15 protein-coding genes and 3 pseudogenes are annotated in these 26,408 nt (G+C 56.1%); 4 read left to right on the plus strand and 14 right to left on the minus strand.

What is annotated here, in order from left to right:
* Nucleotides 1-253 precede the first annotated feature (253 nt).
* The 3 genes from AM571_RS21400 (at nt 254) to AM571_RS21410 (ending at nt 3,272) form a co-directional block, all read left to right on the plus strand.
* Complete coding sequence (locus tag AM571_RS21400) at nt 254-1,228, plus strand: Bug family tripartite tricarboxylate transporter substrate binding protein (RefSeq protein ID WP_074063522.1); 975 nt, start codon at nt 254-256, stop codon at nt 1,226-1,228.
* Nucleotides 1,229-1,298: 70 nt separating this feature from the next.
* The gene (locus AM571_RS21405; RefSeq protein ID WP_074063523.1) at nt 1,299-1,763 is read left to right on the plus strand and encodes a tripartite tricarboxylate transporter TctB family protein; all 465 of its coding nucleotides are present in this window, start codon (nt 1,299-1,301) and stop codon (nt 1,761-1,763) included.
* A 3-nt stretch (nt 1,764-1,766) separates the two neighbouring features.
* Nucleotides 1,767-3,272, plus strand: a complete 1,506-nt coding sequence (locus tag AM571_RS21410) for a tripartite tricarboxylate transporter permease (protein ID WP_074063524.1) — start codon at nt 1,767-1,769, stop codon at nt 3,270-3,272.
* A 77-nt stretch (nt 3,273-3,349) separates the two neighbouring features.
* On the opposite strand, the pseudogene AM571_RS21415 reads toward AM571_RS21410, so the two are convergent.
* The 13 genes and pseudogenes from AM571_RS21415 to AM571_RS21480 all read right to left on the minus strand — a co-directional run.
* A pseudogene (locus AM571_RS21415) lies at nt 3,350-3,953 on the minus strand (ATP-dependent DNA ligase); the annotation flags it as partial.
* A 137-nt stretch (nt 3,954-4,090) separates the two neighbouring features.
* Nucleotides 4,091-5,746: an alpha-keto acid decarboxylase family protein gene (locus AM571_RS21420; protein WP_074063525.1), complete on the minus strand. Its 1,656-nt coding sequence runs from the start codon at nt 5,744-5,746 to the stop codon at nt 4,091-4,093.
* A gap of 38 nt (nt 5,747-5,784) precedes the next feature.
* Entirely contained in the window at nt 5,785-6,609 is an 825-nt protein-coding gene (locus tag AM571_RS21425) for an MBL fold metallo-hydrolase (protein WP_074063526.1), read from the minus strand.
* 188 nt (nt 6,610-6,797) lie between these two features.
* Nucleotides 6,798-7,826, minus strand: coding sequence for a TIM barrel protein (locus AM571_RS21430; protein WP_196776354.1), 1,029 nt, complete (start codon nt 7,824-7,826; stop codon nt 6,798-6,800).
* A 263-nt stretch (nt 7,827-8,089) separates the two neighbouring features.
* Entirely contained in the window at nt 8,090-9,028 is a 939-nt protein-coding gene (gene iolE, locus AM571_RS21435; protein WP_074063527.1) for a myo-inosose-2 dehydratase, read from the minus strand.
* A gap of 40 nt (nt 9,029-9,068) precedes the next feature.
* Nucleotides 9,069-9,551 carry a hypothetical protein gene (locus AM571_RS21440; protein ID WP_074063528.1) on the minus strand — a complete coding sequence of 161 codons (483 nt, stop codon included), beginning with the start codon at nt 9,549-9,551 and terminating at the stop codon, nt 9,069-9,071.
* The gene (locus AM571_RS21445) at nt 9,548-10,672 is read right to left on the minus strand and encodes a ferritin-like domain-containing protein (RefSeq protein ID WP_074063529.1); all 1,125 of its coding nucleotides are present in this window, start codon (nt 10,670-10,672) and stop codon (nt 9,548-9,550) included. The genes AM571_RS21440 and AM571_RS21445 overlap by 4 nt, the downstream gene beginning before the upstream one ends.
* 105 nt (nt 10,673-10,777) lie before the next feature.
* Nucleotides 10,778-12,646, minus strand: coding sequence for an FAD-dependent oxidoreductase (locus AM571_RS21450; protein ID WP_074063530.1), 1,869 nt, complete (start codon nt 12,644-12,646; stop codon nt 10,778-10,780).
* Between the two features lie 97 nt (nt 12,647-12,743).
* Nucleotides 12,744-14,180, minus strand: coding sequence for a glycoside hydrolase family 15 protein (locus tag AM571_RS21455; protein ID WP_074063531.1), 1,437 nt, complete (start codon nt 14,178-14,180; stop codon nt 12,744-12,746).
* A gap of 322 nt (nt 14,181-14,502) precedes the next feature.
* Nucleotides 14,503-15,046, minus strand: a pseudogene (locus tag AM571_RS35760) (transposase); the annotation flags it as partial.
* A gap of 110 nt (nt 15,047-15,156) precedes the next feature.
* On the minus strand, nt 15,157-18,192 hold the full coding sequence (locus AM571_RS21470; protein WP_074063532.1) for an AMP-binding protein: 3,036 nt from the start codon (nt 18,190-18,192) through the stop codon (nt 15,157-15,159).
* Between the two features lie 32 nt (nt 18,193-18,224).
* Nucleotides 18,225-19,283: a glycine betaine ABC transporter substrate-binding protein gene (locus tag AM571_RS21475; RefSeq protein WP_074063533.1), complete on the minus strand. Its 1,059-nt coding sequence runs from the start codon at nt 19,281-19,283 to the stop codon at nt 18,225-18,227.
* Between the two features lie 23 nt (nt 19,284-19,306).
* A complete protein-coding gene (locus tag AM571_RS21480; protein WP_074063534.1) occupies nt 19,307-24,625 on the minus strand; it encodes a type I polyketide synthase in 5,319 nt (1,772 codons plus the stop codon).
* Nucleotides 24,626-24,878: 253 nt separating this feature from the next.
* On the opposite strand from AM571_RS21480, the pseudogene AM571_RS38420 reads away from it, so the two are divergent.
* A pseudogene (locus tag AM571_RS38420) lies at nt 24,879-25,259 on the plus strand (4'-phosphopantetheinyl transferase family protein); the annotation flags it as partial.
* A gap of 156 nt (nt 25,260-25,415) precedes the next feature.
* On the opposite strand, the gene AM571_RS21490 reads toward AM571_RS38420, so the two are convergent.
* Complete coding sequence (locus AM571_RS21490) at nt 25,416-26,327, minus strand: DMT family transporter (protein ID WP_074063536.1); 912 nt, start codon at nt 26,325-26,327, stop codon at nt 25,416-25,418.
* Nucleotides 26,328-26,408: the final 81 nt, after the last annotated feature.

A 26,408-nucleotide genomic window follows, 5' to 3' on the forward strand; every position in this document is an offset into this window, starting at 1 on the left:
GTTTGTCGGGGTTACGTGCGATAATTTCTATGGCATTCATAATAAGTCAACATAAAATGTTTTAAAAATAGAAAAATGCATAATTCGTGGCTTCAGCCAAAACGCCGGAAAAATCTACATTTTTGTTGCTAAACAAGTTTTCTTAGAATACCGTACATCTCAGAGGAGAACGGCCCTTGCCGTGGGTGGTGGGCCGATACGTCATCTTTATGGCTAACCGCGACGCTGAAGGCAGCAGTGGGGAGGAGAGATCATGATTACCCGTAGGCATATATTGGTTTCCGCGGCCGTTGGAGTTCTCGCGCCAAGGCTTGGCTTTGCGCAGGAAGCATACCCTTCCCGACCGGTGACGATCATCGTCCCTGTGGCGCCCGGAGGTTTGGCCGACATAATTACGCGGGCGGCCGCGGAGCGTCTGTCTGCGCGATCAAAGCAGAGTTTCATCGTCGATTACGTGGTCGGCGTCGGAGGTTCGAAGGGCAATCAGGATGTCGCCAATGCCGCTCCTGATGGATACACGCTTGCCCTGACGACGGAAGCGCTGCTCCTGGTAAACCCGCATCTCTACAAGAATGTTCGCTACAAGGCCGAAGATTTCGAGCCCGTGGGCATCCTGGCCGAGCTCCCGCTTCTGCTTCTTGTACCAAAGAATCATCCGGCGAAGAACCTTGCTGATTTCGTGTCGATGGCTAAGGCGAAACCGGGTTCGATGAGCTACGGTTCGTCTGGAGCGGGAACGATGCCACATCTCGTGGGCCATCAATTCGCAAAAGCCGCGGGGATTTCGCTCGTGCATATCCCCTACAAGAGTGGTGCAGGAAGCGTCACCGATCTCATCGCCGGACGGCTGGACCTTCTCGCGGCGGGAGTGCCGCTTGTGGCTGGCTCGATCGGGCCCGATGGTCCGCTGCGGCCAATCGCCGTCGCCGGGCCGGAGCGTATCGCGAGCCTACCGGATGTGCCAACCGTAGCGGAAGCCGGTGTGGCCGGCTTCAATCTGCGTAGCCCGTGGTGGGGCTTGGTCGCGCCGCGCGGAACACCCAGGGACATCATCGACCGTCTGAACGGATGGCTTGCCTTGGACGCCATGACCGAAGATGAGAAGCAGAAGCTGATCTCCACGAAACTGGAGCCGAAATTCATAGGCTCTGCCGAAATGGGCGATGTCATTCGCTCGGAAGCCCCTGTGTGGAAAGCCGTGATCGAAGAGATGGGTCTTTCACTCTGACGAAGCGCTGCTTGGTCGCGCGGCTAAACGCACGACTTGATCATCCTTAAAATCGGTAAGGAGAGAACTTTTGAAGGCGCGGAGTCCAGACTTTTCCAACTTTGTGTGCGGCGGATTTTTTGTCATCGTCGGACTGCTTTTCACGTTCGGTTCCGTGGGACTTGGCATAGGCACCTCCGTAGGCATGGGTCCCGGCTACTTCCCGCTTTTCCTCTCAATTGCCCTGATTTTGATCGGGATCGCGGTGTTGGGAAGCGCGTTCGGTTCCGCCAGCGCTCGCCCCTCGGCATTGGCGTGGCGCGGGGTGCTGTTCATTTTGCCGGCGCCGCTTGTTTTTGGACTGACCGTAAGAGGGTTGGGCTTCGTTCCCGCGCTCTTCATTACTGCGTTCCTTGCCACGTTCGCCTCCACCACGATGCGACTTCCCGCCGCAGTTCTTCTCTCAGTGGCGCTGACGGTCTTCTCGACGCTGGTGTTTAGCTATGTCTTGGGCCTGCCGTACGCACTTTTTGGCTCCTGGCTGCCGAGGCTTTGATCGATGGAACTCTTCAGCAATCTGGCGACCGGCTTTGCGGCCGCAACGACGCTCTACAATCTGCTCTTTTGTCTGGCGGGTGTCATGATCGGCACGCTGATCGGCGTGCTACCTGGTATAGGAGCAACGGCCACGATTGCCATACTGCTGCCGATCACCTACCAGCTCGAGCCCATATCGTCGCTAATCATGCTGGCCGGCATCTACTACGGGGCACAGTATGGAGGATCGACCACCGCGATACTCATCAACATGCCCGGAGAGTCCTCGGCAGCAGTGACGGCGATTGACGGCTATCAGATGGCGCGCAACGGACGAGCCGGCGTCGCGCTTGCTATTGCCGCAATCGGCTCGTTCGTGGCCGGGACGTTCGCAACCCTTCTGGTCGCCATCTTTGCCAAACCCCTCACAGCGATCGCACTGGAGTTCGGGCCCGCTGAGTATTTTTCGCTGATGGTCCTGGGCCTCGTCTTTTCTACCGCCTTGGCTCATGGGTCTATCGTGAAGGCGCTCGGCATGCTGTTGCTCGGTCTCTTGCTCAGCATGGTCGGAACCGATCTCTATACCGGCGAATACCGGTTCACCTTGGGCATAGATGGGTTTGCTGACGGACTTGAGGTGGTGGCTGTCGCAGTCGGTGTCTTTGGCATAGCGGAGATCCTGCGAAATCTGGAGAATCCGACGTCCCGAGATTTGGTGACCCGTCACATTTCTAGCCTAATGCCGACGCGGGAGGACTTCCGCGCCATAGTCGGTCCAATAGTTCGGGGCACAGGCATCGGTTCCGTACTCGGGATACTTCCCGGAGGCGGACCAATCCTTGCAGCTTTCGCATCCTATACCATCGAAAAGCGCGTCTCTAACAAGCCGGGGGATTTCGGCAGGGGAGCCATCGCGGGTGTCGCCGGTCCAGAATCGGCAAACAACGCTGGAGCACAGACCTCCTTCATTCCCTTGCTAACGCTAGGCATTCCCGCAAATCCGGTTCTTGCTATGTTGATCGGGGCGATGTTCATTCAAGGAATCGTTCCTGGACCGAATGTGGTCGTCGAGCAACCGACACTTTTCTGGGGCATTATCGCCTCGATGTGGATCGGCAATCTTATGCTGGTCGTCCTCAACCTGCCGCTGGTTGGCATGTGGGTCAAGTTACTGTCCATTCCCTACAACGTACTGTTCCCTGCCGTCATGGTCTTTTGTGCGATCGGCGTATTCAGCGTGCATTCAAACTCCTACGATCTTATCGTCGTATCGCTGTTCGGTCTCGCAGGATATCTGCTCGGCAAGATCGGATGTGAACCGGCGCCGCTGATGCTCGGGTTCATTCTTGGGCCGATGCTGGAGGAAAACCTTCGCCGTGCCATGACAATGTATAGGGGGGATCCCACGATCTTCTTCGTTAGGCCGATCAGCGCTGTTCTTATGATGCTCGCGCTGATGGTTCTGGCGCTTACGCTCCTTCCGAACATACGCAGGAAACGTGAAGAGATCTTCCAAGAAGAAGACTGACCGGCGAGAAAACCTTTATACGACACCGGAGCCCGGGATCGATGCGAGCCGAGATCATGCGCCACGTCCCAACTGTCGTGCTCGCATGCAGCAGCAAGCAGTTGATCGCCGTCTGCCTCGACCTCTTCGGAAAGTCGAATGTCGCCCTCCTTGCCGGCGACCAGATCTTCGAGCAGATGACGCCTTCCGGACAATTCCATCTCGGTCAGGTCATGACCATCGAAGTAGAGCAGGTCGAAAGCCATGAAGAGTGCTTCGCCGGACGTGCGTTTGCCGCCACGCCCGCCAAGCGATTGCTGCAGCAATCCGAAATTCGGCCGCCCGTGCTCGTCGAGAACGACTGCCTCGCCGTCGAGGATCGCAGTTGCCACGCCGAGCTGCTTTGCGGCTTCTGCTATCGCCGGAAAGCGATGCGTCCAATCATGCCCACCTCTCGTGATGATCCGGACGCGCCTGGGTTCGATGTGAACCGCGAGACGATACCCGTCCCATTTGATTTCGAAGACCCAGTCTGGTCCCTTCGGCGGCTTCGCTTTTGTAAGTGCCAGACATGGCTCGATGCGCGCGGGCATGGGATCGAGGGGAAGGTTCGGTTGAGCCGGATCTCGCGGCTTTCGGGCTCTTGAACGAAACCGGCATATCGGTGGCGAGCAGCGGTTTTGGTGGCCGAGATTTAACCATCCGATGATTACATCAGGGAATGCGTAAAAAGAAAACGGCATTTGAGATGATAGCATCGACCCAAGCTACTCGCTGCCGCTGTTGGATATTAGTCCAGCAAGGACTGAAGGCCCAGAATTTCTGCGGCATCGGCCACTCTAGTTTGCTTTCCAGTTCGCATTATCGGGGATCGACCGCTGAGGCACGACAACCTGGATGATGGACGGACTGTTCAGATTTTCTTTGGCGCCATTTATGGCTTCCTCCAGTTCGCCATAGGTGTGTACCTTCCAGCCTTGGCAGCCAAAGACCTCTGCCAACTTGCTGTAATTCCATCGGTGCAGGATGCATGAATTGTAGAACGGCTTGTTACCATGAAAAACCGATGCATCGGCAAGCCATTGCTCCACGCCATAGATACCGTTGTCTGTCACGAAGATGATCGGGTTGAGATTGAACCGGGTTTGTGTCGAGAGGCATTGAGCGGTCATCTGAAACCCGCCATCCCCCGCAAAGACCATCAGCCTCTGGTTATCTTGCTTCGCCAGCGAAACCCCTGTCGCGGCCGGGCCGATATAACCGATCGCCGAATAGGATGATTGTACGATGAAACCGCGACGAGCACTCACTTCAAGAAGCAGGCTCCCGAAATAATTCAAACTCGCGTCGGCACCAACGATAGTATTTCCGTCAATCTGGTGCTGAATGAAATCGTAGAAGCCCTGATATGTAATTTCGCCTGCCGGATTCACGACCGGCGCTAGCCGGGCTGTTTTCGTTGGAAGACGTTGGGCTTTGCACGTCAACCTTTTATCAATCAAGCCGTTGACGAGATCCGCCAGCGAAACCTGTGCGTTGAAGCTCGTGCCATATTTCACTGTATCCCAGGAGGCGAATGCGGTTTTATCGAGATCGATAGGCCAGCCCAAATCATTGATATCAGTCAACCAGACGCCCAGCGCCAATACGAAGTCGGAGTCTTTGACCAAAGACTGGACGTAGGGTGATGACGATTTGCCATCAAACACCCCGGCAAATTGTGCATCGTCTTCCGACAGGATGGCCTTGCTCAAGAGCTCGGTCACGTAGGGAATTTTGAGGTCTCGAATGAGCCGCTCCGCCTGATGGTGAAGGCCGAACCGGTCGACCTCGACACCGATCCAGATCAGGGGTTTGGTGGCGTTGTGCAATCTTTCGCTGATTTGCGCGATCGACTGATTTAGACTGTCCTCGTCGGATATGACCGGCGCCGCTTTTAATGCATTCGACGGGCGCGCGCATTCCAGGTCCACCATATCCTCCAGCAACTCGATATAGACCGGACGTCTTTCCGTGATGCACTGCGTCAGCGCATAATCTATGAGCATTGGCGCAAGATGAGGGCTATCGAGGCGGACGGCAGCGGCCGTTATGTATTCGAACACCTGAAGATCCGTTTCCCGCCCGCTGATGAAATGATGCGAACTGTAGCCGGTCTGTTCGAATGTGAGCGTTTTCTTGATGCTTGGCGCACCGTTGATCAGAACAACCGGCACTTTCTCGACGTAAGATCCGGCGATCGCATTTGTTGCGCAAAGCGCGCCTGCGGAATAGGTTACGCACAGCGCACCAATTCCTTTCAGTCTCGCATAGCCGTCAGCCGCATAACCGGCATTCAGTTCATTCACTTCTTCGATGACCTGAATATCGCTTTTCTCGACATAACTGTTCACCCATTCGATCGAATAATCGCCCGCTATGGAAAACAGGTGTCCCAGGCCCAGTTCGCGAAGTCTGTCGACCAGATATTGCCCAACCGTGTATGTCTCGTCCATGTTCCAACGGCTCCCCTGTTGACGACAATTGACGTATATTAAAATTCGCTCGCGTCATCGAATAAGCGAGGTATGTATATGTCGAATATTGCGGGGCATTTTCGTTCGGGAAATCTTTCCAGCATGAAGCGCTTGAAAGTATCATTGGTGAGACCGTCGCCGGCGGCCTCCATGGCAACGGACAAATACTCTATATTTTTGGCAACCTCGTTTTTGTCAGCCGGAAAGCCGTGACCGGGAAGGAACAGGTCATAGTCGGACAGCAGCATACCCTGCAAAATCCCAATCCAATGCTCCATGTCTTTCGTAAGATAAAGGTGCGTTCCGCTGTAGATCAGGTCTTGCGCAATAAAAACGCCTACGTCCGGAAGACCTATGGTGAGAAGAAAATCGATCTCCGTATCAACGACTTCATCAAATACGTATTTGACTCCGTCGATGATTTCCTCGCCGGCGCGGACTTTTTTTTCGGGAATTACCAGGCTCTTCGGAGCGAGGTTGCCCATTTTCCAATGGTCATTCAGGGAATCCTTCCCATGCTGCTGCAGGAACTCTATCGTTTTCGGCAATGCATAAAGCGGAATGTCGCTGAATGCGGCTCCCAGGCCGAACCAATGGTCGGGATGCCTGTGCGACAGGTAAATCCGGTCGATCTCCTTGCCGATACTGTTGGCATACTCCCTGAATTGCCGCGCATAGGGAACGAGAAATTGCCCATCGACAAGAACAAGCTTGTTCCTGCTTTCGATTATGTGCGTTGCATTGGCGATATTGTCATCCGTGAAAGCTGAAATGAAAGTATGAATACGGACATCGCCTGCTCGCCTGACGATTTTAATAGGATCCGGCAATTGCGCCACCATAGGTATCTCCCTGATTGAAAGGTCGTTTGTTGAGGTTTGACGTTTACTCGGGGCAGGGCGGCCAGACAGGATTGGCCACCATGCCGTCCCCGGAGGTGCTGGATGGAGGTGCCCTTTGAGGCGCCTTCTCGGAGATGAAGGCTCCCCAGCATCCGGGGTTAGTTTCCAACATGCGCGGCTGAGCGCCATCACGGATGAGATCGACGACCGTGGGAAGCGATCTTTTCCTCCAATGTCTTCAGGGCGGCGCGCGCAACGTCGTAGGCGCTGTCGACGCCCGCCTCCGGCGCGTCCTCACCGGGCCGCCAGAAGCGTCTGCGCGTCATTCTCATCGAGCTCTCGAAGGGTGGAATCGCGTTAAAGACTTCGACGAGATAGGGGCCGGAATAAACCGGCTCGATTTCGCCCAACATAATATCCCAGGGAATCCAGCAGTCTTTGACAGCGCCCCGGTCCGGTGCTGAGATATGAACGTAATTCAGCCGGCTCTGCTGTGCGGCACGGGCGACATTTTTCCTGAAGATTGCCGGCCCCTGGCTTTCCATCACGACCTGCGCTGTATCGACCGTGACGCCACAGACCGGAATGTCGGCGATTTCGAGAAAATCCAGCGCTTCCGAGACCATGGTCGGCCCAGGCGTTTCCCAATTCTTGACGGGCTCAATGGCGAGCTTCACTCTCTTATCGGCACTATATTCCGCCAACTCTTGGAAGATGGAGCCCGCCGCCGCGAATCGTGGCTTTATCCAATCCTGAAGCGCGTCGCTCCAGATCTCCTCACCGTCATCCGTCAGCGGAAAGATACCATAGGGGTAGAGAAACGGCCCTGACATGATCGTATTCTCCCCACCCAGCACCGACGTGATGTCGACACGGGATTTGAGATAGGACAGAGCCTGCTTGCGCTGTTCCTCGTAGGGCGAGGTCGGATCGTAGGTTCGCGTGGTCCCCACATTGGTTGTGAACTTCACATCCTGGAAGCCTGCCTTATCGAACGCCTTCTTGAGGCGGACATAGCTTTCGACCTCAGCGTGATGACCGGCATGGGCAGGTCCTGGGGCGATATGCACATCGAAGCCAGTGTAGCCGATGTCGGTAAGAGCCTTCAGATGTCTGACGAGAACCTGGGTGTAGTCCGCGTCGTTCGGCCTCAAATCCGCTGTAAACATAAAGAAGCTGAAATATATATCTCGCTTGAATGCCTCTGACATCTTCATCGCTCCGGCTATCGTTATCCAATAACGCGTGGTTATCGATCAATCTCTAGTTTATCGAGGAATTCGCACCTTCCAGGATTGCGATCTGTTCTTCGAAAACGTTCCGAACGATCTTACGGAACGAGACGGCGAGCAGGGAATTACGTCAACTGTGATTTGCGTGGAACTCACACGAAGCACGTGATCAGACTTTATGTCGTACTCAGACGGATCTGAATCAGATCCAGAATCCAAACCAAAAGAGGTCAAACCTCTCGCCGGGGCTACCATCCGAGCAGCTTGCGTAGATATTCGCGGCCCATTTTCGCATATTGCAGCGGATTGGCCTTGGCCGGGTCCTGCTCTGCTTCGACGCAGATCCAACCGGCGAAATCCGCCGCGGCCAACGCATCGAGGATTTCCGGAAAGGTCACGATGGAGCCATCACCCGGAACGGTAAAGATTCCCATCTCGATACCTTGCTGGAAGGACAATTCACGGGCCTTAATCGCCCCAACCACCTCGGCGCGAATATCTTTCAGGTGAACATGCTTGATGCGGTGGGCGTATTTTCTTGCCAGCGCCAGCGGATCGACACCGGCAGCCGCCTGGTGTGCGGTGTCGAGAAGCATGTTGACCAGCCTGGGATCCGTCTCGTCCATGAGCCGGTGGATCGCTTCCGTCTTCATCACCCCGGTTCCCAGATGCGGGTGATAGCAGAGCCGGCGGTTGCGTGCCCTGGCTTTCTCTCCCGCCTCATGCAACCCTTCGATAAGGTATTTCCACTCGTCCTCGGAGAAATCAGGACAATTCGGAAACAGGGCGACCGGAAGCGGATTGACGGCCCGGCCAAACTCTGAGACGACCAGATCGGCCCTGCGCGGATCGTTGCTGTCACCTTCCATGGCTTCGAGGAAATCGAGCTGAGCATCGACATTGTCCAGGGTATGACGCTTCATCGCCTTGATGGTGAAGTAGGTGCTTACCCAAGGCTCGGAAATCCGCAATCCCCTGAGTTCGAGGGCCGGTCGCAATACTTTCGGGTCCGTCGGATATTTGTGGCCGACGCCACATCCGACATATCCGGCGAGCGCCATTTCACTCAGAGCCTGCTCGTAGGGGATACCGATATCGATGTTGATGAAATCGTCATTCCACCAGAGCGTGGGGATGACACCCAGCCAGACCTTGGCGGGCGTCAGTCGATGCAGATATGTCACCATGGCAATGATCCAGTCCTTTTGAGGTCAAATCGAAGTGGCATCAGGTTTTGGAATCGAGATCCGGAAGGTCCGGAATTTTCGGCGGAAAGGCCCAGGAGCCGAAACCAGGCCCCTTGGCGCCTGCGGGGTGGGCTCCGATCGCCTTCCAGAGCAAACCCTCGATATAGGCGTCGGGAGAAACGACGAAGGTGGCACCCGCGGCCCTGCGGCCAAAGCGCTCCGTCCAGGCGGAGGGCAGCTCGAACCAAGTCCCGGAATACCAGAGCTTGATCAGCGCGCGGGTCACGTCTCCCAGCAATTCATTGCCAAGAATGGTCGTGCGCACCGCCTGGATACGGGCCACGTCTTCCGGCGGCGGCAGGGCGACGAAGGCGGCCAGCAGCGCATCGGTGGTCTCGCCGCCGACCATCTTGTCGAGCGTGGCGAGATAGCGTTCCGCCAGGCCCGTTCCCAGAAGATCGAAGCGGGAGAAGGCCGTCAATTCGACGGAAACGTTGAGAAACGCCTCGAAACGGCTGCTCATGCTCTCACCTCCGCCTGCTGGGTGACGGCCGCCTGTTTGGTGCTGCCGGGGATCTCATAGGTGGGGCAGCCGTTCTTACCGGGATGGTTCGTCAGAGGATTGCGGATGAGTTCGAGGATCATGTTGCGGAATTCGAACATGATCGGAACCGCTTCCAACAGCAGGGTCGGCTGGCCGTTATAGGCACGCGTCAAAAGCTGCAGAAATTCGCCATAGCGCGTGTTAAAGGCGGTCGCCGCCTCACGCAGTTCCGGGTCTTTCTTTATGTCTATGTCCACCACTTTCAGGTTCGCTTTGATGGGATAGGCGCCTTCCCAATCGACCTGCAACTGCGGACCAGTAGGGTGGCCGGGCTGGTCGCCCTTCTGGTAGTAGCGGCCTTTGACCAGCTCGTCGAAACGATAGTAATGGGCCAGTTCGTGCTCGTTATCGTCGTAGATACCGCCACCGTCGCCTTCGCCCTGTTCGATGATGAGCTCGATGGCTTCCAGGGCGCTTTTCAGATCGGTCACGCCAAACAGCTCGCCGCCGCCGGAATAATAATATTCCGAGGTGATCTGACGCGACCTGTCGCCGGTGAAAATGGTTGTGCCCACCCGATGCGCTTCGGCTTCCAGGTATTTGATGCCTTCTGCGATGGTCGAGTAGAACTCGCCGATACTGTAAAAATGGAGGTCCTCGTGCCTTGGATCGTTGCCAAGCGCGGTGGTATGCGGGGAGGTCTTGCGGTGTATCAGGCCTTTACCAACGAGATGTATGGGACGCTGGGCCGGCCGCTCGATTTTCAGGAAAGTCGCCAGCGCCTCACGACCAAAAGCCTGGATGCCGACCTTGAAGTCGGTCTCACCGTCCGGTAGGGAGGCGGGATAGTCGACCGCGAAGTCCGGCCTGGTAAGATCCGGCGTGCCGCCGATGGCATTGAGAATATTGGCCGCGATGGTCAGATGCAGCATTTCTTCCACGACGATCACGCGCAGAACCTGGGTTGCATCCTGGTTGACGCCGGGTTTGATCGAGTAAAGCGCCGTCAGATACGGCGGAATCGTCGCATGTTCGAGGCGCATCGCCTGATAGAGAAATTCTTTCAGCTCATCGAGCGTCCTAATGCTGTAAGAATACATGCTCAAGCTCCATGGAAGAAGGTAAGTTGGGTGCACGGCCGGCTGCCTGTGGCTTGCGCCATGCCCATCGGTTCGTTCCGCGCGCAACGGATGTCCGGCCTTTGTTCAATGGAGATACTTCAGAATGTCGCGGCTGCTTCGGAAGCACATCGCGGCCAGCGTCAGGGTAACATTGGCCGTGCCGATCGTCGGCATGCTGCCGCCGCCCACGAGGTAGAGGTTTTCATGGTCCCAGCTGCGCTGGTTCTTATCCACGACGGAATTGGTCTTCGTCGTTCCCATGATATGGGTACCGGCCAGATGATTGCCGCCGCGGATCGCGTAGCCTTGCTTCTCAAAGTCCACATAGCCGAAATCGCTGGGGTCGTAATAAGTATGATCCTGCGCGCCCAGACGCGCAAAGACAGTGCGCGCAAAATGACGACCATAGGCGGCACCCTTCATGGTATATTCTGGAACCGTGAAGGACAGGATGGGCCGCATATTGCCCAGGGGATCAGTATATTGCGGATCCACCGTGATGCGGTTGCTTTCGACCGGCATGACCTCGATCATGAAAGCCAGCAGCAACTGCCGCGAAACCCTGTCGATCACGCCGCGTCGAAGATCCGCCCCGTGAAGGTTGCGATCATCCACCAGTTCGAGAAGGTCGGAGGTCGGCGCCCCCGTGGCCCAGCCCCAGCCGTCGTTATGGATATCGATGGCGAAGGCGGCCTGCCTTTCCCGGAAAGGGCCGTCGCGCAGATCTACGATACCGCCTGTCGAGCTGGTTCCGCGCATCGTGCCGCAGATTTGCGGCATCAGCGCCCAGTTCAAGAGATAGGCATGGTCCATCAGATTGCGTCCGACAAGGCCGCTGGTGCTGGGCAGGCCGGAGGCCAGCATGAGACGAGCCGTTTCGATGGCGCCTGCCCCAAGCACGAAAACCTTGCCCTTCACGGTGATGGTCTCGTGGGCCGCTGAGGCCGGGTCCTTGTAAACCTTCACCTCGATAGTGCGGACTTTACCGCTATCCGGATCGATGTTGACCTTCGATGCGACCGCCTGCGACAGCAGTTCGACAAGCCGCTCGCTACTTTTCCCGTTTACCGCGAACGCCTTGGCAAGCGTTTTTCCGGCGTGGTAGCGCGCTTGCACAGGACAGAGCGGTACGCAGTTGGTATTGCCCTGGCAGCGACCGCCCTCTTCGACCTGATGCGTATCGACTGCGCCGATTGGACGGTAACCCTTTCCACCATCATAGGCTGGGTTCGGTATGCTGTTGCGCCCCTGCGGATAAGGCCTGACCTTCAGGGGATAGGTTTTGCCGTGTAGTTCGACACTGGTGCCTTCGATGCCCTTGTTGACCTGCTGGTCCAGATAGGACAACGGCAAGCCGCGCATGGGAAAGACATAGTCGCCCGGGAAGGTCTGCCCCAGATATTGCTGGTCGTCGACATTCGCCGATACGCCGATTTCCCGCTCGGCCAGGCGGTAATCATCCTCGATTTCTTCAAAGCTCAGTGGCCAGTCCAGCCCTTGGCCGAAAATGGTGCGCGTCTTGAAATCCGAGCGAAGCAGGCGGGGCGTTTTCGCCTCCCAGTGCATGGTCGTGCCGCCGAAAATACGGGTATATGTCGTGTCGCTGACATAAGGGCCGGATTGAACGATATAGGTCGAGCTATCGGTTTGCCCCGCCTGCAGCTTGCGAAGCGGGCTGCGGGGCATGGCCGCGTTCGCATTCAGCGGAAAGGGTGACTGGTTATCCTTGGAGGCTGCCGAATAGAAGGTCGTCAGCAGATCGTCATAGCCTGCCAGAGTGCGATTGGCACCGGTTCCGGCTTCAAGTATCAGGACACGCTTGCCCGCTTCCGCAGCCTGCTTGGCAATGATTGCTCCGGAAATGCCAGCGCCGATGATTACGATATCGTAGTCGCCAGACGCTGCGACGGTCTTGGGGTCGGCTGTCAGCGCCGATTCGAGGGGAAAAAGCACTTTGGTCCTCCATCATTCCCGGAAAGCTGCATCAGGCTTTGCCGATCATGCCGCTTTAGGCTCAATCGAGATTTCAGGCCGGGCGGGCCTGAAATCGTCATGATCTTGGGACGCGCGACTTTTGGGGTTTGGCCTTGGCGGCCAGGGCGCCGCCGGAGCGGGCTCTGACTGCAGAGAGGAAAGAGGCGTAGCTCCAGGTCAGGTTCCGGACGCTTTTCTCATAGCCAGTGGTTCCATCGAACTGTTCGCTCAGTTCATAGTGATCGCTGTGATAGACGATGGCGCGCAGCATGAGGTCAGACGAAGCCCGCAAGGCAACCGACGCGTCGGCGGCGCTGCTGGATGCGCCAAGACCCAGTTCCGCGAAGAAGGGTTCAGAAAACTGATCGAGAGGGATGGCGCCGCTGGCCTCGATGGCATTGGCAAGCCGATATTGAAACTCGGCGAAGTTAGCGGTGCACAGAGCCCAGGGATGCCCGCCGACCACCGGAGCCGCCACATCGCCATCGTAATGGTCGCCTGGATAGCGCCCGAAGAGTGGACCGAGTCCTTTGGCCGCGTCGGCGCCATTGATCGGGTAATAGTTCGAAGACGAAGGATCGGCCCACTGGCGCCGCAGGATGGCCGCCGTTGCCAGAAGCTTGGTATCGGTCGGCTCGATCCCGCCATAGCAGACCGAAGAGACGATATCGATGTTGGCGTCGTAACCGGCTTGCGCTGCGGCATCCAGAACGCTCACATAGAGCTGCCCATTCCAGTGGGTAGCCAGCTGGATTTCCAGCCAAGAGATGGCATCGGCCACCCCAGCAGGCACCGGAATGCCAATCGTGTTTCTGGCAATTTCCCGGAAAAAGCGCAACTGTACGGCTCTTGCGAAAAAGGAATAGCCCTCATATTCCTCCCAGAGATTTGTGGTCTTGTTCTGATAAACTTCGAGAAGATAGGCGAGGTTAGTCTCGACCAATTGTTTGGCGATTGTCTGCGTGGCACCATCCAGCTGATCGAACAAGGTCAGGATCGCAATCGACTGAATGGCCGGCCCGTCATTCTGCTCCGACCACGGACGAACCTCACCAGTGATGGTGAAGCAGGCATGGCCAAGTGTGACGGTCGCGGAATTCTTCGCATTCGCCTGACAGAGCGCGGCGAAGTTCACGTAGTCGATCAGGCTCGGCACACCCCCGCCCGGAACGAGCGGCAAGCCGGCGAGCGCGATCTCGATAGCCGTAATAGCTCCATCGCGGACCCAGTTGAAAACATAGTCCTGGTCGACACCCGGCGTGTTCGCTGGATAGGAGGGTGCGGCGATGACGCAGCCCGGGACCGAAAAGTTGCTGGACGATGCCGGATCCTCGATGACATAGCCATCGCTTGTGATGTTGCGCATCATCAGAAGAGAAAAATAGCGCGACAATGCAACCAGATCGGTCTGCGCGAAGGCGGGCGCCGGTTTGACTGCAGGCGCATAAGCGCCGATAGCCGGGCCTGCATAGGCCGGGTCCGCAACTGGCTGACTCCATAATGCAACTGTCATTGACTCACTCCAAAATCGGTTGAGACTTGCCGAGACCAGATAGAAGAAAAATCGTGGACGAACGGGCGGAGATGCGCTCCTAATAATTTCCGTACAGCGTATTTATGGTTTCACGTCAGATGGTTAGCCGAGGTAGTTTACAGCCAGCCCCTCTGCACGACGACTTCCTCAAGAAACCCGGGTTCATGGATCATTTGGCGATGATGTGTTACATTCTTAGCTTGATCTGCGTTATTATGCAATGAAGAATTGTAGATATGTTAAAATTAAAAATTATCATCAACCGCCAGTTAAGCTGTCAGATCCGAGAATAGCACCGCTCGGTGCCGGTCGCTCGCTTACGCCCGCCTCGCGCGCACCGTCAGCTTCTCCTCCCGATAGAGCCGGAAGAGCCTCTCGTGGTTTACAAAGTGTCCCTCGCGCCTGCAGCACATGAATGCGTCGATCTCCAAAGCGGCGACGTTTGCGCCAAAACCTTCATTCGCTCGCGAAGGCCATGATCATCGTCGCGTCTCATTTCATAACGGATCGTCATCCGGCAAAAGCCGATGGCTTTATACGCCCGCCGTTCGTTCATCCTATGTTGGCTCATCAGTTGCGCGAAAGCGTTGCATTGTCGCATTGTCGAGCATGGCATCCGCCCGTAGCCACTTCAGCCTGGTATTCTCGTCCTCCAGCGTCTTCAGCCGTTTGGCTTCGGACACGTCCATGCCGCCGAACTCGGCTTTCCACCTTTAGACGCTGGCGTCGCTGACGCCGTGCTTGCGGCAAAGCTCAAAGGCCGGCGTGCCTGCCTCGTGCTCCTTCAATAGGCCGATGATCTGTTCGTCTGTGAAACGGTGCGCTTCATTTCCTGGTCCTCTCAATAGGCCAGAGCTACTTCAAGATGGAATATTTCAACCGGGCACGGTCACTGGTGAAGAGCGGGTTGCGCAAGAACGCGTTCACCGGAACGGTCTTCGTGTTTCGGCACGCCTCACTCCCGCAGCGAAACTCTCGCTGACCTTCTCGCCAGCGCAGCGTTGTGCCGACGGCTCGCAGCATCGATGATCTTGTTGTTCGCTCTTTCAGTTCTTTCCGCTGAGCGATTGTTCAATAACCTCTCCACGTGCTCCGCCTGACCGATGATCGTCGTATGAACAAAAAGGTCAACGACGTTCACTTCCACGCCATACGCGCTAGACAATCGTCTTGCGAGTTCGACCGTCAAGATGGATGAACCGCCGGCGAGGAAGAAGGAGAGGTCCACCGGTGGCTTATCTATGCTCAAAAGAGCTGACCACATGGCGGCGATGCGATCACGGTTGCTTCCATCTGGCAGCTCGATTTCCCTTTCCTGTGAGAACTGGGGGAGATCAACTGTTTGAAGCGCCTTGTAGTCTACCTTTCCGTTGTAGGTGAGAGGCATTTTTGAAAGATAGACGAACTGTGAGGGGATCATGTAGTGCGGCAGAATTTCGGCCAATAGCTTTCTTACTTTGTAATCACGTTGCCGATTGATCGACCAACTCACCGATTGAGGCATCTGATGACCAAGGATCCGAGATAGATGTCTCCGCTCGAAGAGTGACGAGAAACTATCAACCGGTGTTACGCAGAGATCGACACTGCCCTTTGTGATCGGTTCACTCCACATGATGCGAACTGCCCGCCGGTTTGCTGTTCCCCATCTGCGAAAATCCTCAAGGGTAAGGTCTGACATCGAAGTTAAGGGCAAAACTTGAGCTTCATCGCGCCCGACAGAGGCAATAGGGTCATGCTGTCTCTGTACCGTTCTGCCAAGAACTCGTGGGTTGGGGATCTGTCGCAAGATGAATGCGTCCGGAACCGTTTTCAGCCATTCCGACAGATCGCCCGCCTTCGGCACATCTTTCTCGAAGTCGTAAACCGCCGCGACGTGGCAGGGGGTCCGTTCGTCCGAATCTAGATGCAATACTGCATCGTAACGAAAGCGCGTCATTTCATCATCGCTTTCACCAAGTCGCAGATCCAAGTCGGTGGCAGCCACTCTTCGTTGGCTCTGTGTGATCCGTGCGAAGTCGGCCGGATCGAGCCAGAGCTCGCCACGGCCGATGGTCTTGATCCACTGTTCGACATCTGCATCAGCACTGCCGTCATTTGTGGCAGCCTCCGCGGCAATGCGTGCCATAACCGGCTTCATGGATGCGGCAGGAATGTCGCCAACGACGATCTTTCCACCATGTCGGCAAAGCGCAATCGCCTGCTGCAAAACGGCGGCCAGATAGTCTTCGTCTGGAAAGTACTGGACTACGGAATTCAGCAGGACGAGGTCAAAAGGCCCTGACACAGCGCTGCGAATTTCGTTGGCCGGCACGCAGGACAATTGCCAGCGGGGGGATTGTCCAAATTGCTGCGCCAGCCGCTTTTGGGCTGCTGCGACAGCCGCACTTGACAGATCACAGCCCTGATATTTGACCAGGCCTTCCCTTAAGAGGCGCTCGCCAAGTAAGCCCACGCCGCAGCCGATATCGAGGACACTGCCGGGAGAAAACCCTAAGACGCGATCTGCGGTTGCCTGCGCCCACGCCTTGATTTGGGTTTCGCCGATCGGTTTTCCGGTGAAGGTCGATGTATATCCCGTTCCCTCGGCAATACTTGTTTGCCCATGGAGGTCATAGGCCGCATCCCAGACCGCGCCCCAGCTTTCGACCCTCTCGTCAAGCTGCGGAGCAACAATGAACGCGGTCAGGCACTTTTCACTCGACCTCGTTTCAGTGAGCTTGACTGCCGATTGTTCTACGAACGGCAGACGATCGAGCGCTCTTTCGATTTCTCCAGGCTCGATACGAAACCCGTTTAGCTTCACCTGGCGATCTTTGCGTCCGACATACATCAAACAGCCATCATTGCGCTCGACGACCAGATCGCCCGTCATGAAGCGGTCAAACGGCCCGTTCTCCAACGCACTTGTGAATTTCCCTTCATTCAGGTCCGGGCGTCGGAAATAACCTCCACTTACACCGGGGCCATCGATGCGCAGCTCACCATCCCCGAGTTCGCCATCGGCCTTCTCAATCGCGTAGCTCGTCCCTGGCAAAGGATAGCCAATTGGCACCGCTTTTCCGGGATCTTCAAAATCTGCTTCCGAGAGGCAATGGTAGAACGACCAAATGGTCGTCTCGGTCGGGCCATAGAGGTTCCATGCGGCCCTTGAACGATCGAATAATTCTCGCGCCAATTGGGTCGGGAGAACTTCTCCTCCGCAAAGGGCACCGACATTGCAGTCGGGAATCCAACCCGAGGAAACGATCATGCGCCACATAGTTGGTGTTGCCTGGATCAGGCATCGCTCTCGCCCTTCCACGAGCTTGATCAGGGCATCGCTGCTTCTCGATTGATGATCATCGGCAAGAATCAAGGTACCGCCATTGGCCAGCGGAAGAAGCAGCTCAAGCACAGAAATATCGAACCCAAACGTTGTGGCCGCCAGGATCCTGTTCCATCTGCGAAAATCGACGACCCGGTCGATCGCATCCAGGAAGTAGTCGAGATTGCACCGCCTAACCATCACGCCCTTGGGCTGGCCGGTCGATCCGGACGTGAATATGATGTAAGCCAACTCCTGCTCATCGAAAGCAGCGACTGGCAGAATGGGATTGCCAGCAAAGCCAATTTCGTTCAGCCACATACGGTTGCGGGCGGGAAAATCGCTGCCATGAAGTTCGTCATCGACGATCAACAGATTGAGATCAGCCAATTCGGCAACCAGTCTGTTTCTTGCTTTTGGCGAATCCAGGGGCAATGGGACAAACGCGGCCCCGACATTTAGAGCTGCGAGAATCGCAGCAACCATGTCGGGAGAGCGTCGAAGATGGATGCCGACGCGCGAACCGACATAAATGCCGGCTGCGAGAAAATGCTTGGATATTGCAGCCACGCGAGCGGCGAGGTCTTCATAGGTGGTAACTTCGCCGTGAAACTCTATCGCTGGGTGATCAGGAGTTCGCCAGCTGAATTCTTGAATTTTGCGCAGCAAGTTTAAGTCGGCCATCTTACATTCTCCAGCGAGAGCGTTGCGATGAATTAGTGGGAGAGCGACGCGGCAACCCGCGATCGGACGGGATCGGAGACCCATTTCGTCCAGGTCGTCTGATGATTTCTCAGAAAATAAAGTGCGGTCTCCTCAGGCGTGGCCCTTTGCTTATGCATGTAAGCCGCAAGCTCGCCCATCGTCTTGGAACCGATGAACATGGCCCGCAGGAAGGCTACGACGTCCGGGTTTTCACCGACCATTTTCTTCGTCGCATATTTCAGGATTGGAATAGTCTCATAGGCGCAAGCTCGTTCAGCCGGAACGCCAGGCTGAAACGGCGTGAGCAGCTTTTCGATTGCAGCCCAGCAAGCTGGGTCGTAAGCAGGTTCCTTCAGAAGCGTCAGGTCGATCATGGTCGGCAGCGCACTGGGAGCCCAATAATAGGTTATGAACGGACGCCCCGCCTCGTATTCCTTCAGAATGGTTTCGTTCAGCTCGTTTTCTGTTTTTGGTTCGATGGATTTGAGATCATTATCCAGCCCGTATGTCGCAAGCTTGATCAGGTTGATCTCCCTGCAAGCCCAGCCGGGTATGCAATTGATGAATTTGGATTGCCTGTCCGGATCGCGTTCGCGAAATGCTTGAAGATATTTGCGAAGATCCTGAACGCTGCTAAGATCGGGGGCGAGGGGCTTGATGCCTCGGGCGGCATCTCCTTTGATGACATAGGTGGGAACATAAAAGCCCTGCGAGGCACTCTCGTAAGTTTCGCCGAGCTCGACAATCTTGCCGTCTGTAACCTGTGCGCTCACCCATTCCGCCATGAGGTTGTTGTACATTTCCAGATTGACGTCCATCGTTCCGCTTCTCATCGCGTTTTGCATTTTCGGAACATTGGAATCGACGTCCACGGCTTGGCGCCCGAAGCCGTGCTTGATCATGTAAATGGCAATCGCGTTGCTGATTTGGATGTTCTCCCATCCCCCGTCGTAGAACGTGATCGGCGCTGATTGTGTCTGCCCCAAAACGCGTTCTGGGCTTAACGAGAACATCATCACAAATGAAAGTGCGGCAACGTTGATCGTGGCATTCATCAGTTTCAACGACATCGGAATCTCCATTTGAAAAACAGTCAGTTGGACGAAACAATCCTGATGTGACGTGGCCTTGCCTGAGAGGCATATCCCAGAAGAATTTGGGCAGCTGTCTCGATCAGAAAGGAGCTATGGGTTTCCATGAAATAGTGGTCGCCCGGGCAGAAATGGGTGTCTAACGGCAACATGGATTGCTCGCTCCACGCCAGGATATGTTCGCCGGTCGTGTAAGGATCGGCCCGACCGCCAATTGCCGTGATGGGCGTGGCAAGGGGGTGTTTTGGCTGATAGATGTAGGTGTTGTTAAGCTCGTAGTCGGCTTTGATGACGGGGAGCATGAGAGACAACAATTCGGCATCCTTGAAGAGAGCCTTGTTGTTTGCGAAGTTGACATCCTTAAGCATGTCAATGAAATCCTCTTCGGTTGCAGCTCCGGAACGAGCTGCCGTCGCACCGAATTGGACAGCGTCAATAGACGCCTGTCGTTCATTGTAGATCTGCGGAGCTCTCGACCCGGCGACGAACAGATGAAGCGGATGCAATCGATACTCGCGCTCCAGGCGATGGGCCAGTTCGAAAGCCTGGATACCGCCTATGCAATGACCGAAGAAGGCAAATGGCCTGTCGAGGTAGTCGGCCAAGACGGGCGTCAGCTCATCAACGAGATCATGCATCCTCGTATGCGGCCGCTCAGCCAGCCGTGAGCCTCTTCCGGGCAATTGAACGATAGCCACTTCGATGTCATCTGGAAGTTGGTCGGCCCAGCCATTGAAGACGGCCGGACCTCCGCCAGCATACGCGAAGCAAACAAGCTGCATGCTCGCGTTTCCGCTCCGTCTTGGAATGATCAACGGTTCGCGTCGAGCAGGAAGAACTGAAGACGGCGGAGCAAGGCGCACATCCGTTTGGGTTTCCAGTTGATCGAGGATTATCTTGGAGATGTCGGCGATCGAGGCGCCGGAAAAGAGCGGGCCAAGGGGTAGGACCACGCCGAGTGCCTTCAGGGCGTCGCGCAATTCCAAGGTGGTGAGAGAATCGAAGCCCAGCCGATTGATCGCTTCGTCTGTCCGAACCGATTTCGGGGATGTACTAAGGGTCTTGGCGACGATCGCGGAAATACTCGAAACGACAAAATCCGTCCGCTCCTCGATGGGAAGCGCGGCCGCTTCGTCTTTGAACGGGCGTTTGGATGTTCGTCCAGTGCCGACAACGCTTGTCGGTTTGGGGCTTGTTACTGCCGAAAATAGTGGCGGAATTCGTCGATTGAACTGGTCGAGATAGCTTTGCCAGACGATTGGAAAAGCGCCGTAGATTCCCGAGAGGCCGAAAAGGCGCGAAAGTTTCTCTACCCCTTCATCGGGGGAAAATTCCCGAATGCCCATGGCGGCAAGACGCGCTTTCTGTCGGGCACCGAGAGAGGCCGACATTCCGTCACCTGCCCAGGGCCCCCAGCAGATCGCAAGCGCCGGGAACCCCTCGCAAACGCGCTTCGTCACGATTGCTTCCATGGCGGCATTTGCGGCCACATAAGCAGCCTGCCCCTTGAACCCCAGCATGGATGACAGAGAGGAAAAGCAGATGAAGAAATCCATCTCGCACGAGCGCGTGAGTTCATCGAGCACGAGCGTCCCATGAAGTTTTGGCCTCAAGGCTCTGTCGAGGGCGTCATGGGCAACATCCGCAATCATGCCATTTTCATTGACGCCAGCCGCGTGAAAGACGCCCTTTAACGGGAAGCCCGATACCTCAATATCGCAAAAAATCCGCGCCATATCCGCGCGGGACGCTACGTCGGCCCTTTCGAAGCGAAGGTTTGGAATGCGTTCTCGAAGGGCTTTCAGTTCGCTCCGCTTGGTTTCGTCTTCGAGCGACCTGCCGATGAGCAGAATGTTTTTAGCGCCGCAATCTGCAAGCCATCGCACCAGCGATCTTCCGACGCCGCCAAGTCCGCCCGTGACGAGATAGGTGGCATCATCCCTGAAAGCGAGCGACCGCGACTCTGCTAGTTCCACATCCTCAAGTCGGGCAACAAAGCTGCTTCGGCGTCGAAGTGCCGTCTGGTCGGCCAAATCACCGCGTAAAAGCCGTGCGACTACAAGATCCGTCGAGGATTCGTCGAAGTCGATCACACTGTGCCATATGTCGCGGTGCTCCTGCCCGAACACCGTCGCGACAGACCAAATGGCGGCCTGGGCGGGCACGACAGGAAGATCCTGGTGATCGATGCTGACTGCGTTGCGCGTCAAGATCTGGACCTTGAGGTCTATAGAGCCATCGAAGGCGGACGCGTCGCGCACAAAGCGTACCGCATCAAAGATCCCTTGAGTGGCATCTGGTCCCGCCTGCGGCGCTGGTTCACCGTCTTCCCGTGACGACGCGAAGGCCACGTAAATCAGTCGGCATTCCGGGGCGTCTTTTCCGGTCGTCGTGTGGCGGAGCAGCGCCTGAATGTCAGCGATATTGATTTCGTTGAGATACATCACGATTGGCCTGTGGCGGCCCCTACGCACTGTCTTTGCCGCTTCGGCGGTAATTTGTCGCTCAAGCAGGTTGACCAGTTCGGTTGCTGCAGTGTCCGCGCCACATACGAGGAGGATCTGGGGCAGCGGGCTGTCTGCTGAACGATCCGCCTGTTCTTCAGGACGCCAAAGCGTTCGATGAAACCATCTCTCATCGACCTTATCGTCAACGCCCGGCCAATATCGCCGTCTTTGGAATGGATAGCTTGGAAGAGGAATACGCCGTCCCTTCCTGTCCTCGTAAATGGCCGCCCAATCAATCCCCGCGCCACTTTCAAAGAGTTGAGCCAAAGCAAGCGCATCCTGCTCGCAATCATCCACGTTCTCACTCAATGCTGTAATCCAGGCAGTGTTTTGGATTGCCGGTCGATCGCTGGCGCACATTTTACCGAGATTTGAAAGGACGGATTTGGGGCCAATTTCCAGGAATGTCGTTACACCCAGTCGCAACGCGGTTTCGACGCTTTGTTCGAAAAGGACAGGTTTTAGCAGCTGTTTGCACCAATAGTCGGGACTGGTCATCTCCTGCGAGGAAATGCTTCCCGTTACATTTGCGATGATTGGAAGCGTCGGTGATGAAAAAACGACAGACTTCGCATGATGGGCGAAATCCCCGACTATGGATTCCATCAGCGAAGAATGGGACGCTACCGAAGCGTTGACGATCGAATGACTGACGCCGCATCTTTCCAGCTCTTCACGAAGGGCCAGTATTTCCTGTTTTTCGCCCGATACAACCACGCTGAGCGGCGCGTTCTTCGCGGCGATAGAAAGGCTTGACCCGAATTCTCTGATCAATCGACGCGCCTCGTCGAGGCCCATGGCAACAGCCAGCATCGCACCGGCCGGACGAGCGTCCTGCATGAGCCGACCACGCGCCCCGACAAGCCGCAGAGCTTGGTCGAATGGGAGAATTCCGGACACGCAGGCGGCAGTGAATTCGCCCAGGCTATGTCCAATGAGGACATCGGGCTTGACCCCACGCGCCAGCCAGAGCTTTGCGAGCGCATATTCAAACGCCAGCAAGGCGGGCTGCGTGTAGCGCGTTTGATCAAGCAGCTCTTCGTTCACTAGAGGAGAGAACAATAGGTCGAGGAGAGGGACGCCGCATTCGTCCGTGACTAGTGGATTTGCGATATCGATCCAGTGGCGAAAGACCGGTTCAGTTTGGTAGAGAATCTTGCCCATTCCTGGGTATTGGGATCCTTGGCCGGTAAACAGAAATGCCAGCTTGCCGTCTTGGCTGGGAGCGACTGAAGACGTGCGCTTCGACGCGACGTCAAGCTGCTCGGCAAGGTCGGCCGCGCTCGTCGACACTGCCGCGAAGCGGTAGGGGAAATGTGCAAGCCCTGTGTTTGCACTGTAGCAGACGTCTGATGGCTCTGGTGCCACCGGGCCAAGGAGATAGTCGCGGTATTTCAGCAGCAGGTTGCTCAATGCCTTTTCGGAATCCGCCGACAACGCGAGGACGTCTGGCCTTTGTCCCTTCCGCTCTTCGTCGGCCGATCGCTGCCGAGGAGCTTCCTCCAGGACGACATGCACATTCGTGCCGCCAACACCGAGCGATGTCACGCCTGCCCTGTGAGGCGCCTGCCCGGGCCAATCTTCCGGCGCGGTGTTTATGTAGAAAGGTGTTCCGTCAAAGGAAATTGCCGGATTTAAACTTTGGAAGTGCAATGTTGGCGGAATCGTCCGATGCTGCAACGCCAGGACCGCCTTGATGAGACCCGCAATACCCGCGGCGGCCGACAAATGGCCGATGTTCGTCTTAACCGAGCCGAGAGCACAGCGGGCCTGCTCGTTCGACGACAGTGCAAATACCTCAGACAAGGCACGCACTTCGATCGGATCTCCCAGCGGCGTTCCGGTTCCGTGGGTTTCGATGAACTCAATTGAGTTTGCTTCAACGCCGGCGTTGGCAAGCGCTTGTCTGATGACGTCAGCCTGTCCCCGCACGCTCGGCGCACCAAAGCTCGCTTTAGCGGCGCCGTCGTTGTTTGTGGCAGAACCTTTGATGACAGCGTGAATGAAATCTTTGTCGGACAACGCGTCGTCCAGACGTTTGAGAGCAACAACTCCTGTTCCGCTGCTAAAAACCGTTCCATCAGCAGCGCCGTCAAAAGCCCGGCAATGGCCGTCACGAGAAACGATACCGCCTGCCTGATGGATGTAGCCTACGCCGTGAGGAATGAGGATCGATGATGCGCCAGCAAGGGCAACGTCGCATTCTCCCAGTTGCAGCCCCTGGCATGCCAGATGCACCGAGAGCAGACCGGTCGAGCACGCGCTCTGCACGTTCAGGCTTGGTCCGCGCAGGTCGAGTTTGTAGGACGTTCTTGTGCTGACATAATCCTTGTCGTTTCCTAGCATGACAAGGAAGCCTGAGGCGCTGTCGAGAAAACGGTTCGTGCCGGGGACCTGATATGGATTCTGCAGAAAATCCGTCGAATAGGTGCTTGGTCCCACACCGCCGTAAACGCCGATCAGAAGCTCGCTTCGCCTTTGTGCGCATCCCGCAGTCTCGAGCGCTTCCCAAGCGCACTCCAGAAACAGACGATGTTGAGGATCGATCGTCTCTGCCTCTTTCTGCGTCAACTTGAAGAACCCGGCATCAAAGGTGTCAAAGTTCGGTAGATTGGCTGAAACTCCAACATAGTCGCCGCCATCGATGACCTTGTCCGCCACACCGAGGCGGCGAAGCTGCTCGCGGGAGATTGGAACAATGCTCTCGCGACCCTGCTTCAAATTCTTCCAGTATGTGTCTACGGTGTCGGCGTCGGGAAACCGGCATGCCATTCCGATGATCGCGATTTCGTTCCCGTGGTAGGTATCTTGCATGACGTTGCTTTCTCTCGATGAAATAGACGTTTCGTACACTCGACCGCGGGGCGTGTACCTCACCGATCAGTCCGAAAGTCATGTCGTAGAATGATCGCTCGGGTTTCGAATGCTCCTGTTTGATGCAAAAGTTTTAGATGAGAGCTGCCGCTACAAACTGTACGACGCATCGCCGCATATCCTTGGCAGGGAGCCGTTGCCGCAGGCCATCCTGGACCATCTGCCCGCCGACGAACTGGAAGAGGCGGGCGCGATGTTCGACAGGGCCGAACGCACGCGCTCGATCTTGTCAAAGTTTATTCTGAGATCCGAGCTATCTCGGGAACTCGGCATAGCGCCTGCGTCGCTAGGTTTTGCCAAGGGCCGATACGGCAAGCCGCTTCTCTCCGATCCCGTTTCGAACCTAAGGTTCAACGTTTCCCACTCCGGCAATTTCATCGCCATCGCGATCAGTCCCACTGACGTCGGCATTGACATCGAAAAACACCGTGTAATCGAAGATGTTGAAGATATGGTCTATGACTACTTCTGTAGCGACGAACATCAGTGGCTGATCGAAAGCGGCGTCGAGAACCGAATGCCTTCGTTCTTTACCTTGTGGACTCGAAAAGAGGCGTTGTTGAAGGCCATCGGAACCGGGTTTAGCACGCCTTTGAACCGGATATCGGTCATGGATGGAAACATCATTGCCGGGCAGTGGCGACTGGAATCCATAGTAGCTCCTCAAGGTTACTCTGCTGCCGTCTCGTGGCGGGTTGATCAACAAGAACGAGCGATACTCTGCGACCATTCAATTGGGATTGGACGAACCTTGGACCGCGCGCTCGCGGCGAAAATTTCCCGCCCAACCCAGTTGAACGCCCAACGTACCAAGCATGATCAGAAGCAATCCCGCCGCCTGAAGCAAATCGATGGGCTTGTCGTAAACCAGCAGATCGACGAGGATTGCAACCAACGGAAAAATGAACGCGAAAACGCCGATAACAGGTGTTCTAAGGCGCGGATAGGCTGAGAAAATCAACACATAGGCGATGCCGGTGTGCAGAACCCCCAAAGAGATGAGCCACTTCCACGACTGCACGGGCACCGAGGCGGCCAGGTCCGCGAAAGGCGACAGCAAAAGAGCACCGACGATCGTCTGCACCAGTGTTGTGACCTCAGGCCTCTGCGCGCCGAGTTCTTTGCCAATGATCGTGCCGACGGCATATAAAAACGCGGCTCCGAGTGAAAGACCGACGCCGGGAACCCATGAGCCATCGCCGCCCCCCGTCGTGCCGATCAGGCCGGTGGACAAGATCAAGCCGACGAATGCAAGGACGATCCAAAGGATCTCTGACGCCTTTATGGTTTCTCTCAAGGCCACGGCGCCAATCAGGACGACAAAGAAAGGCTGCACGTGATAGATAATAGTTGCAGTCGCAATACTGGAGAATTTGTATGCACCGAACAGGGCCACGGAACTTCCGATATTGCCGATGCCTCCGATAGCAGCATATATCAGCAACTTTGGTGAGAGATTAGCCGGTGCCAGATGGCCAAATCCGACACACCACACCAGAAGGAACACGGTCGCGAAAACGCAGCGCCAAAATACGGTGGCAAACGGCGGCAGGCCCGCTTCTACCGCGAAGAGGCCGATCGTGCCGAATATCGCATTGGCAACAGCGAGATTGACGGCCGCCACCTTCGCATTTTTGAACATTCGGCCCCTCGCCAAGTGCACGCAATCACCGACCAGCTTGACATATCATTTGTTGGTGATAGATGACGCTAAAACGTAGAA

Origin of the sequence: Rhizobium etli 8C-3 (assembly GCF_001908375.1) — a bacterium.
Taxonomy (GTDB): Bacteria; Pseudomonadota; Alphaproteobacteria; order Rhizobiales; family Rhizobiaceae; genus Rhizobium; species Rhizobium etli_B.

What these genes read in the sequence shown, in the direction of transcription:
- AM571_RS21400 (WP_074063522.1), top strand. Translation starts at nt 254, where the DNA reads ATGATTACCCGTAGGCATATATTGGTTTCCGCGGCCGTTGGAGTTCTC.
- AM571_RS21410 (WP_074063524.1), top strand. Translation starts at nt 1,767, where the DNA reads ATGGAACTCTTCAGCAATCTGGCGACCGGCTTTGCGGCCGCAACGACG.
- AM571_RS21420 (WP_074063525.1), bottom strand. Translation starts at nt 5,746, where the DNA reads ATGGACGAGACATACACGGTTGGGCAATATCTGGTCGACAGACTTCGC.
- AM571_RS21425 (WP_074063526.1), bottom strand. Translation starts at nt 6,609, where the DNA reads ATGGTGGCGCAATTGCCGGATCCTATTAAAATCGTCAGGCGAGCAGGC.
- AM571_RS21430 (WP_196776354.1), bottom strand. Translation starts at nt 7,826, where the DNA reads ATGAAGATGTCAGAGGCATTCAAGCGAGATATATATTTCAGCTTCTTT.
- iolE (WP_074063527.1), bottom strand. Translation starts at nt 9,028, where the DNA reads ATGGTGACATATCTGCATCGACTGACGCCCGCCAAGGTCTGGCTGGGT.
- AM571_RS21440 (WP_074063528.1), bottom strand. Translation starts at nt 9,551, where the DNA reads ATGAGCAGCCGTTTCGAGGCGTTTCTCAACGTTTCCGTCGAATTGACG.
- AM571_RS21445 (WP_074063529.1), bottom strand. Translation starts at nt 10,672, where the DNA reads ATGTATTCTTACAGCATTAGGACGCTCGATGAGCTGAAAGAATTTCTC.
- AM571_RS21455 (WP_074063531.1), bottom strand. Translation starts at nt 14,180, where the DNA reads ATGACAGTTGCATTATGGAGTCAGCCAGTTGCGGACCCGGCCTATGCA.
- AM571_RS21470 (WP_074063532.1), bottom strand. Translation starts at nt 18,192, where the DNA reads ATGGCCGACTTAAACTTGCTGCGCAAAATTCAAGAATTCAGCTGGCGA.
- AM571_RS21475 (WP_074063533.1), bottom strand. Translation starts at nt 19,283, where the DNA reads ATGTCGTTGAAACTGATGAATGCCACGATCAACGTTGCCGCACTTTCA.
- AM571_RS21480 (WP_074063534.1), bottom strand. Translation starts at nt 24,625, where the DNA reads ATGCAAGATACCTACCACGGGAACGAAATCGCGATCATCGGAATGGCA.
- AM571_RS21490 (WP_074063536.1), bottom strand. Translation starts at nt 26,327, where the DNA reads ATGTTCAAAAATGCGAAGGTGGCGGCCGTCAATCTCGCTGTTGCCAAT.